1 protein-coding gene is annotated in these 420 nt (G+C 30.2%); it reads left to right on the top strand.

The genetic code is table 11. The annotated features are described in order from the left end of the window. Nucleotides 1-420, top strand: a 420-nt coding sequence (grpE, locus tag AC30CM_RS27190) for a nucleotide exchange factor GrpE (RefSeq protein WP_490120005.1), incomplete at both ends; no start/stop codon positions are given.

The following is a 420-nucleotide window of genomic DNA, read 5'->3' as shown; positions in this document are numbered from 1 at the left end:
ACAAACGTCAAACAAAATATTGATGATTCAGTTGAACAAGCTGAAGAAAGTAAAGGTCATTTACAAGATGAAGCAATAGAAGAAACGTCTGACGAGAATGTTATTGAAGAAATAGATCCAAAAGATCAAAAAATTAATGAACTTCAACAATTAGCAGATGAAAACGAAGAGAAATATTTAAGGCTCTACGCTGAGTTTGAAAATTATAAGCGTAGAATTCAAAAAGAAAATGAAATAAATAAAACATATCAAGCACAACGTGTGTTAACAGATATTTTACCAGCAATAGACAATATAGAACGTGCACTTCAAATTGAAGGTGATGATGAGACTTTTAAATCTCTTCAAAAAGGTGTACAAATGGTGCATGAAAGTTTGATTAACGCACTAAAAGATAATGGTCTTGAAGTTATTAAAACT

The organism is Mycobacterium sp. DHQP2018-32-09 (assembly GCF_058148405.1).
Note: the sequence above shows the minus strand (reverse complement) of the source record. Positions and strands in the feature narration are given on the sequence as shown.